This is a genomic window from Dermacoccus sp. UBA1591 (genome assembly GCF_002322065.1).
Taxonomy (GTDB): Bacteria; Actinomycetota; Actinomycetes; order Actinomycetales; family Dermatophilaceae; genus Dermacoccus; species Dermacoccus nishinomiyaensis.
This window is the reverse complement of the sequence record NZ_DCNR01000111.1, coordinates 14,357-16,868: the sequence shown is the minus strand read 5'-3', so window position 1 is coordinate 16,868 and position 2,512 is coordinate 14,357. Positions and strand designations below refer to the sequence as shown.

General features: G+C 65.3%; 2 protein-coding genes. Both read right to left on the bottom strand.

Features of this window, described 5'->3' with window-relative positions:
* Nucleotides 1-1,492, bottom strand: a 1,492-nt coding sequence (locus B2284_RS12810; protein WP_286697605.1) for a M4 family metallopeptidase, incomplete at its 3' end; no start/stop codon positions are given.
* Nucleotides 1,493-1,832: 340 nt separating this feature from the next.
* The coding region (locus tag B2284_RS12805) for a phosphatase PAP2 family protein (RefSeq protein WP_286697604.1) at nt 1,833-2,512 on the bottom strand (680 nt) is incomplete at its 5' end.

Here is a 2,512-nt window from a genome sequence, read left to right as displayed (position 1 = left end):
AGTTCGACGTCGACGTCAGCTTCGTCGACAGCGTGCGGTACCAGACCTTCTCGATGTCGGCGCGGCCGGCGCCCGTCACCGATGAGCTGTCGCAGGTGGAGCTGTTGTAGGAGACACCGTTGATCGTCTTCGCGCCCGAACCGTTCGAGGCGAGGAAGTACCAGTGGTTGAGCGGGCCCGACGAGTAGTGCGGGTCGGCGCTGCCGACGGACGAGGAGTAGCAGTCGTAGCTCGCACCGTCCTTGCTCGGCTTGTCCATGTAGCGCAGCGGCGTGCCGTCACCGTTGATGTCGATCTCCTCGCCGAGCAGGAAGTCCGGCTTGTCGGAGGCCAGGTTCGCGTACCACTCGACGCCCGTGCCGAAGATGTCGGATGTCGCCTCGTTGAGGCCACCGGCGTCGCCCGAGTAGTCGAGACCGGCCGTGTTCTCCGTGACGCCGTGGCTCATCTCGTGGCCGGCGACGTCGAGCTCCGTCAGCGGGTTCGCATTACGGTCACCGTCGCCGTACGTCATCTGAGTGCCGTCCCAGAACGCGTTGACGTAGTTGTTGTCGTAGTGAACGCGGCTGCGCGCACCGTTGCCGTTGTTCCAGATGCCGTTGCGGCCCATGACGCTCTTGTAGTAGTCGAACGTCGTGTCCGCACCGTACTGCGCGTCGACGCCGGCGCTCTGACGGTTCGAGTTCGACCCGTCGCCCCAGACGTTGTCGGCGTCCGTCATCGTCGTGCCGTTGATCTTCTGGTTGTTCGAGTCGGTCGTGTAGTTGCCCGTGTTCGGATTGCTCAGCTTGTACGAACCGCTCGAGCCGGAGGTGGTGAGCGTGACGTTCTTGTCGTAGATGCCGTTGCCCGTGGCGTGGGCGATCTCGTCGAACGAGGAGATGACGGCGCCGGTGTCGGCGTTGATGAACGAGCGGACGCGCGACGGCGTGCGGTCCTTCTGCATGCCGGTCGTCTTCACCATGTAGGCGAGCTGCTGCTTGCCGGCCTCGTCGACACGAATGACGAGGGTGCTGCCCGCGCCCTTGGCCGCATCGAGCCCCTCGCTCTTCTTGTGGGCCTTGGCGGCCGCAAGGCCCTTGGCCTCACCGGTGGCCTTGGGGATGGCGGGTGCGGTGTCGACGGTGATGGCGCCGTCGAACATGCCGTCGTGGCCGGTGACCTTGCCGGAGGCGTCACGGTGGATGACGAGGTCGCCACCGACGACGGGGATGCCCTTGAAGGTGCGGTCGACGCGCACGTGCGTCGAGCCGTCGGTGTCCTTGAGCACGTCCTTGATCTTGAAGGCGTTGTCGGCGCTGAGACCGACGGCCTTGACGAGCGCCGCCGACTGCGACTGCGCGGAGCCGACGAGGCTCGAATGCGCCGATGCCGACTGGAACGACGCCTGCCGCGTCGCCGGGGAGTCAGCGAAGGCACTCTGAGCGACGGCGGGGACGAGCGAGAAGGAGCAGGCCGCAGCGAAGGCGACGGTGAGGGTGGTGCGCTTCATGAGAATTGATGTCTCCTCTGAGCGACCGGGGCGTGGGGCTCCGGCGGTGGGGGGTGAGGTGACTGGTCAGCCCGAGGACTGAGAGTCAAGTCATGTATAGACCACGCGAGGGTCGAATGGCGAGTTGACGCACAATTTTTTCTCAGTTCACCGACAGGGAGAGGCTGGAATCTGCGAGGGCACAGGGATTTGCTTGTGCGCCTCCCCTGCGACACCTGGACATTCGTAACCTCGATGTGACATTTATTGACAAGCTCTGGACATGACGAGAACGCAGGCTTTCTGCCTGCGTTCTTGACCTGAGGAGAGCTTTCCCGGCTCGAACCCGCCGGGCGGTCGCTCAGCCGCGAACCCCGTCCGCTCGCTCGGTGGCCTGACGTTCGGTCGCGCGGATCGCCGTGTAGGAGATGCCCGCGCACAGCATGCCGAGCAGCGCGCCGATGGTGACATCGCTGAGGTGGTGCATGCCGCGGTACAGGCGCGCGAAGCCGACGAAGAACGGGAAGACGAAGCAGACGACCTGGACGATGCGGCGCGCGAGCACGTTCGGGATGCGCTGTGCGAGCAGCATGATGCTCCAGAACAACGCGAACGACGCCGCGGTGTGCCCGCTCGGAAAGCTGGACGTCGGCGGCGCGTGCGGGTCGAGGCGCTCTACCTCGGGGCGCGGACGGTTGACGATCTTCGTCACCGGCACGAAGACACTCGCCTCGAGGCTGATCGCGAGGACCGGCAGGATGGCGAGCCACCACTTGCGCGTCAGCACGAGAATGACGAGCGCAACGACGACCGACCCGCCGATCGTGAACCACGTGTCGTTGATCGTCGAGACGGTCTTGGAGATCGGGTTGAGCGAAGCGGTGCGCCACCCGGCGACATCCCGCGAGAGCGTGTCCTCGGCCGGGATCTCGTCGAACACGTTCATGATGATCTTGCCGATGGCGACGAGCACCCCGAACGCCACGAGAGCCGGCAGGACAGCGCGCTTCAGGATGGAGACGAGCACCTCCTTGGGCGTCG